This is a genomic window from Kitasatospora sp. NPDC057965 (assembly GCF_042887135.1).
Taxonomy (GTDB): domain Bacteria; phylum Actinomycetota; class Actinomycetes; order Streptomycetales; family Streptomycetaceae; genus Kitasatospora.
Genome location: NZ_JBHVPZ010000027.1, coordinates 47,849 through 53,848 on the forward strand (window position 1 = coordinate 47,849; position 6,000 = coordinate 53,848).

The 6,000-nt window shown below is 73.8% G+C and carries 6 protein-coding genes and 1 pseudogene; 5 read left to right on the forward strand and 2 right to left on the reverse strand.

The window, feature by feature from the left end:
• Positions 1 to 10 precede the first annotated feature (10 nt).
• Together ACFVVU_RS29455 and ACFVVU_RS29460 are read left to right on the forward strand one after the other, a co-directional pair.
• The gene (locus ACFVVU_RS29455; RefSeq protein WP_387793289.1) at positions 11 to 2,407 is read left to right on the forward strand and encodes a hypothetical protein; all 2,397 of its coding nucleotides are present in this window, start codon (positions 11 to 13) and stop codon (positions 2,405 to 2,407) included.
• Between the two features lie 78 nt (positions 2,408 to 2,485).
• Positions 2,486 to 2,899, forward strand: coding sequence for a VOC family protein (locus ACFVVU_RS29460; RefSeq protein ID WP_387793291.1), 414 nt, complete (start codon positions 2,486 to 2,488; stop codon positions 2,897 to 2,899).
• A gap of 81 nt (positions 2,900 to 2,980) precedes the next feature.
• On the opposite strand, the gene ACFVVU_RS29465 is transcribed toward ACFVVU_RS29460, so the two are convergent.
• A complete protein-coding gene (locus ACFVVU_RS29465) occupies positions 2,981 to 4,327 on the reverse strand; it encodes a hypothetical protein (protein ID WP_380685471.1) in 1,347 nt (448 codons plus the stop codon).
• A 152-nt stretch (positions 4,328 to 4,479) separates the two neighbouring features.
• On the opposite strand from ACFVVU_RS29465, the gene ACFVVU_RS29470 reads away from it, so the two are divergent.
• The 3 genes from ACFVVU_RS29470 to ACFVVU_RS29480 all read left to right on the forward strand — a co-directional run bounded on the left by ACFVVU_RS29470 (position 4,480) and on the right by ACFVVU_RS29480 (position 5,902).
• Positions 4,480 to 4,941 carry an ATP-binding protein gene (locus ACFVVU_RS29470; RefSeq protein WP_387793293.1) on the forward strand — a complete coding sequence of 154 codons (462 nt, stop codon included), beginning with the start codon at positions 4,480 to 4,482 and terminating at the stop codon, positions 4,939 to 4,941.
• A 155-nt stretch (positions 4,942 to 5,096) separates the two neighbouring features.
• A complete protein-coding gene (locus tag ACFVVU_RS29475; protein ID WP_387793295.1) occupies positions 5,097 to 5,636 on the forward strand; it encodes an RNA polymerase sigma factor in 540 nt (179 codons plus the stop codon).
• On the forward strand, positions 5,633 to 5,902 hold the full coding sequence (locus ACFVVU_RS29480) for a hypothetical protein (protein WP_387793297.1): 270 nt from the start codon (positions 5,633 to 5,635) through the stop codon (positions 5,900 to 5,902). Before ACFVVU_RS29475 ends, ACFVVU_RS29480 begins: the two co-directional genes overlap by 4 nt.
• Before the next feature lie 6 nt (positions 5,903 to 5,908).
• Here the strand turns inward: ACFVVU_RS29480 and ACFVVU_RS29485 are convergent.
• Positions 5,909 to 6,000: pseudogene (locus ACFVVU_RS29485) on the reverse strand (protein-tyrosine-phosphatase); the annotation flags it as partial.

The following is a 6,000-nucleotide window of genomic DNA, read 5'->3' on the forward strand; positions in this document are numbered from 1 at the left end:
GGAGTCCCCCATGAGAGACCGCACGCCTCCCGCCGCCGGCGGGGAACGCCCGGCATCCGCACACCGGCCCCGGCGCACGCCCGGCCGGGCGGTCCTCGGGGCTCTCGCGGCCTCGGCACTCGCGTTCGCGCCGGCCGTGGCCCTCGTCGCCCCCACGGCGTCGGCCGCCACGACCGCGGACAAGGCCCCGGCGGGCAAGGCCGCTCGCGGGCTCGGTGCCCAGCGGCCGATCGGCCCGGACCCGACGGTGGATCTGCTCGCGCACGGCAACCTCACCATGGCGTCCAACTCGGTGCTGACGTGCGACGACAGCGACGGCTCGGTCTGCAACGACACCGAGGGCACCAACAACAACCGCACCAAGTACGTGAAGAGCGACCCGAACGCGCCGGGCAACAACGCGTCCTCCGCGCAGCTGGAGATCCCGGCCGGGGCCAAGGTGCTGTCGGCCCGGCTGTACTGGCAGTTCAACCCGACCAACACCAGCAACGCCGGCGGCACCTCCGGGGACATCAACACCGGCAACCAGGTGTCCTGGAAGGTCCCGGGCGGCTCCTCCTACGAGCAGCTCACCGCCGACACCTACGACTGGTTCGACCAGCAGGTCGGCGGCACCCCGCCGGAGCCGCTGCTGGCCGGGGCGGGCGTGAAGGACGTCACCGCCCAGGTGAAGGCCGCCGGCCCGGGCAACTACACCGTCGCGAACATCCAGGCGTGCGCCGGACGTTCCTCCGCGCAGAACTACGGCGGCAACAACGTCGGCTGCTGGGGCGGCTGGTCGCTGGTCGTCGCCTACGAGAACCAGGCGGAGCCGCTGCGCTACCTGCAGGTCTGGGACGGCTTCCAGCTGCTGCGCTTCCCCGACAACCTGGCGACGCTGACCCTCTCCGGCATCCGCACACCCGCCACCGCCCCGCCCGCCACCATGGGCGTCACCGTCGGCGACGGCGACGTGCCGATCCAGGGCGACCAGCTGCTGGTCGGCTCCTCGACCGACAACCTGACCCTGCTGCCGATGCCCGGCCCCACCGGGGTCGACACGGAGAACGCGTTCACCAGCCGGATCGACCACGTCGCGGCGAACGGGACCGGTGCCAACATCACCACCCGCAACCCGGCACCGGTCAACAACTACGGCTACGACGCCCGGATGATCGACGTCACCGGCAAGATCCCCGCCAACAGCACCCAGGCCGTGCTCCGGATCGACGGCTCGGGCGACGCACTGCACCCGCAGGCGGTCTGGCTCGCCGTCGACGCCCTCGAACCGGACCTCCAGATCACCAAGGCCAACCAGCCGGCCGGCTCCACCACGAACAACCCGCCCGGCACCGTCGACCCCGGCGCCGAGATCACCTACAGCTTCAACCTCGCCAACCGGCACAAGGACGGCACCAGCGCCGACCTCGACACCGCCACCGGCGTCACCCTGACCGACGTGCTGCCCGCCGGCACCAGCTACGTCGACGGCTCCGGCCCCGGCTGCACCGCCTCCGGGCGCAACGTCACCTGCATAGCCGCCGACCTGGCACCGGGCGCCGAGACCACCGTCTCCTTCCGGGCCCGGGTCGACGCCGGGCTCGCGCCGGGCACCAAGCTGGACAACACCTCCTCGCTCGCCTACCGCGGCGGCCAGACCGGCCGTGACCAGCAGCGCACCAGCAACACCGTGCGCAACACCGTCTCCGAGCACGCCGGCTACCGGCTCGCCAAGACCGCCGACAAGGCCCAGGCCCTGCCCGGCGACACCGTGAAGTACCAGGTGGACATCACCAACACCGGCAACGCGCCGCTCACCGGGCTGACCGTCACCGACGACCTGTCGGCCGTCCTCGACGACGCCGTCTACAACGGGGACGCCACCGCGAGCGCCGGCAAGGTGTCCTACACCCAGCCGGTGCTCGGCTGGACCGGCGACCTGCCGGTCGGCGGCAGCGCCCGGGTGACGTACTCGGTGAAGGTGAAGGACCCGGCCGCCGGGGACCACACGCTGCGCAACACCGTGGTGGCCGACCGGCCCGGCGGCAACTGCCCGGCCGGCTCGACGGCGGGGGAGTGCACGGCCACGGTCACGGTGACCACCTCCTCGCCGTCCCCGACGGACTCGCCCTCCGCTTCGCCCTCCACCGAGCCGAGCGCCTCGCCCAGCACCTCGCCCAGCACCTCGCCGTCGTCCTCCGCCTCGTCCTCCGCCTCGTCCTCCGCCTCGGCCTCGTCCTCGGCGACCGCGACCGGTAGCGACAGCGCCCACCCGGCCCCCACCGGCACGCCGCAGCAGCCGGGCAGCGGCGGCGGCCTCGCCGCGACGGGCAGCCAGGTCGCGCTGATCGGCGGCATCGGCGCCGCCGTCGTCCTCGGCGGTGCGGCCCTCGTGCTCGCCTCCCGCCGCCGGAGCCACCGGCACTGACGCCCCGCTCCTGAAATGAAAGCGGCCCCACCGAGGTTGTCGGTGGGGCCGCCTTCCGTTTCCGGCAGAGGAGCCGATGTGTCCCAGCCGTCCGACGAGATCCCCGCCGTGCGCGAACTCCGTCTGGTCGTCACCGCCGCCGACTACGAGCAGGCGCTGCACTTCTACCGCGACGTCCTGGGCCTGCCCGAACGCGGCGCCTTCGCCTCCCCCGACGGCCGGGTCACCATCCTCGAAGCCGGCCGCGCCACCCTGGAGATCGCCGACCCGGGCCACGCCGACTACATCGACGAGGTCGAGGTCGGCCGCCGCGTCGCCGGCCACCTCCGCGTCGCCTTCCAGGTCGACGACGCCACCGCCACCACCGCCCGGCTCTCCGCCGCCGGAGCCGAGGTGATCGCCGAGCCGGTCCGCACCCCCTGGAACTCCCTCAACTCCCGCCTGGAAGCCCCCGGTGCCCTCCAGCTCACCCTCTTCACCGAACTCGGCTGACCACCCTGCCCCCTGTCCCCCTGGCACCCCCGCCGCTCCGCGACCCGGTCCGCACGGCGATTCCGGTTGCCCGCACAGGCGCTAAGCGGCCTTCTGGCGGGCCACGTCGTGGGTGCGTTGCCGGAGGCCGCGGACGGCCGGGATCTGCGCGTGGCCGGGCAGCGCGGCGCCGAGGGCGCGGAAGTGCTCGTCTCCCCGGGCGGAGCTGAGCGTCACGTAGTCGTCGAGGAAGCCGTGCCAGGTCTCGCACGCCGCCTCGATGTGGCCGAGCTCCGACTGCCTGCGCGCGAGCAGCCCGTTGGCGTGCACCCGCCCCTGCTTCTCGTGGCCCGGACGGGCCCGGGTGGAGGTCTGGAGCTCCTTGATCGAGCCCGGCAGGTCGCCGAGTTCGTACAGCACGTGCGAGACGTGGAAGTGGAAGGCGGCCTGGTCGTAGCCGCCGACGGCGTCGTTGCGCCCGTCCGCGCGGGAGAGCGCCGCCTCGGTCTCGGCCAGCCGGGCGAACGCCTGTCGGCGGTCCTTCACCATCGCGGCGCCGTGCGCCTGCTGACCGGCGAGGAAGGCCCGCAGTCGCGGCCCCGCTGCCGGAGCGGCCTCGGCGGCGGAGTCCGCGAGTTCCAGCGCCCTCGGTCCGTAGCCGAGGTTCGAGGCCTGCAGGGCCATGCCGCGCAGGGTCCGGCAGTAGGTGGTGTGGTCCCGCGCCTCGCGGGCCAGCCTCAGCGCCTGGACGTAGTACTGCTGCCCCAGTCCGTGGGCCGTCTCGTACATCGCCATCCAGCCGGTGAGATAGGTGAGATCGGCCGCCGCCGCGAGCAGCTCCGCCTTCACCGGAGCGCTCCCGGCCGCCCGGAGCCACGGCCCCACCGAGTTGACCAGGAACGCGGCCGCCATCGGCCGGGCGTGCGCCGCGCCCAGCTCGTCGAGGATCCCGGCGATCCGCTCCGTCATCGCCCGGACCGTCCCCACCTCGCCCGCCCCCACCCGCACCGTCCGGCCCGTCCCCGCCCGGGCGGCCCGCTCGGCGGCCTCCGGATCGTCGAACACGGGCAGGGTGAGCGCGACGGAGTACAGCCCGGCAGCGAGCACCCCACGGCGGGACGGATCCATATCGGCCTTTCCGATCGACATCAGGTCGGACAGTGTGCTGGTGCGACCGCCTCGCCGGTCGTGCTCGCCGAAGCCGGTCTCCTCCGGTGTCACCGGGCGGTCCAGACGGCGCGCGAAGGCCTCCCGGAGCAGCTCGTGGACCTCCGCGCGCGGCCGCACGCCGGAGAGCCAGTGCGAGACGGACGACTTGTCGTAGGTGAGCGCGAGACCGGCCTCCACCCCTGTCCGGTTCACCGCGCGGGCCAGCTGGTCGTTGCTCCAACGCGCCTGGAGGAGAAGTGCGGCCAGCGCGGTGTTGGGTGTGCGCGGTCGTCTCGCCATCGCGATCCCCGTTCTCCGTTCAACCGGTTCAACGACCGGACCAGCTTCGCCGATACTCCCTCTCCGTGTACCCGCGTTGACTGTACGTCAGCCCATCGGCCGTGCGGAGGCGCTCGTGCCCCGTGCGCACCACTGACCGGACGGAGCCCCCCATGACCATCAGCCTGTCGGAGAAGGCCGGATCGCCCGTTCTCGGCGCCTGGGCCGTCCCGCCCGACGAGGAGGCGGTGGTGGCCGCGCGGCGGTCGGTGGTGGAGAGCGCGCGCAAGCGGGGCGTGCCGCTCTCGGCGGAGGCCCTGGGGGAAGTCGAGCTGTGCGCGGGCGAGTTGATCGCCAACGCGGTGGAACACACCCGGGAGCGCTGTACCGTCACCGCGCGCTGGGCGAACGGCCTGCTGCGGGTCGAGGTCGCGGACGTCCGTCCGGCGCTCGTGCGCGACGGGGCGGAGCCCGAAGCCACCGGCGGCCGGGGCCTGTTGCTGGTGGAGGCGCTGGCCGAGGGGTGGGGCTGGGAGTGTTCGGGCACCGGCAAGGTGGTCTGGTTCACGTACGCGCCGGATCTGCCGGCCCCGGCTCCGACCCCGACCCCGGCCCCGGTTTCACAGGCGGGGTGAATCCTTCCGCGGGGTCGCCGCCTCTTATGGGCGGCTTCGGTGAGCGCCGGGGCGGAGGAGGAGGATTCCGGTGATGGTCTGGGTGGCTGTGGCGGCCGGTGTGGCACTGATCGTGACGTGCAGCGTGACCGTGCTGCGGAAGTGGGGTCGGCGGCGTGGCTGAGGTGCGGGAGTGGGTGGGGAGCTCGGTGGTGGCCGCGGCGCGGGACGGGGATGTGGAGGCGATCGCCGCGCTGGTCTCGGGGGCGCACCCGCATGTGCGGCGGTTCGCCCGCTCGCTGTGCGCCACGCCGGAGGACGCCGAGGACGCGGCGCAGGAGGCGCTGATCATCCTGTACCGAAAGATCGGGATGCTGCGGGCGACCGGGGCGCTGGGCTCCTGGATGTTCCGGATCGTGCGCAACGAGTGCCTGCGGCGGGCGCGTTCGGTGCTCAGGGAGCGTCCGGCGGCCGGGGAGGCGTCGTACCGGTCGGTGGAGGACGAGGTGCTCGGGCGGCTGGAGGCCGGGCGGGTCGCGGAGGCGATCGCCGCACTGCCGGAGGACCAGCGACGGGTGCTGATCATGCGGGACGTGCAGGGGCTCAGCGGGCGGACGGTGGCCGATGTGCTGGGGCTCAGCACGGCCGCCATGAAGTCGCGGCTGCACCGGGCGCGGGCCTCGGTGCGGGCGGTCACGCTCGGAGGGGAGCGGTGAAGGCGGGGGGACCGGGGTACGCGAGCGGGACGCTGGCCGGGCAGTTGCTGCGCGGCGGGGTCGGATTCGGCGCGCTGCTGGGGGCGTTCGCGCTGCTGCCGTTCGCCGGGCCGGTGGCGCTGCTCCTGCTGCCGGTCGCGCTGCAGGCCTTCCGGGGGTGTCCGACGTGCTGGGTGATCGGACTGCTGGAGACGGTGTCACGGGGGCGGCTGCGGCGTGAGTGCGTCGACGGGCGCTGCGAGTTGGGGAAGGGCAGGGGGGCGTAGGGACGTGGGCGCGCCCTCGTGGCCCCAGGTGCCCGCGCTCTCGACGATCAGACCGCGTACGAGGGGGTTCCCGAGCCTGCCCACCAGGGCATGCCGGG

What these genes read in the sequence shown, in the direction of transcription:
- ACFVVU_RS29470 (WP_387793293.1), top strand. Translation starts at nt 4,480, where the DNA reads ATGACCATCAGCCTGTCGGAGAAGGCCGGATCGCCCGTTCTCGGCGCC.
- ACFVVU_RS29455 (WP_387793289.1), top strand. Translation starts at nt 11, where the DNA reads ATGAGAGACCGCACGCCTCCCGCCGCCGGCGGGGAACGCCCGGCATCC.
- ACFVVU_RS29465 (WP_380685471.1), bottom strand. Translation starts at nt 4,327, where the DNA reads ATGGCGAGACGACCGCGCACACCCAACACCGCGCTGGCCGCACTTCTC.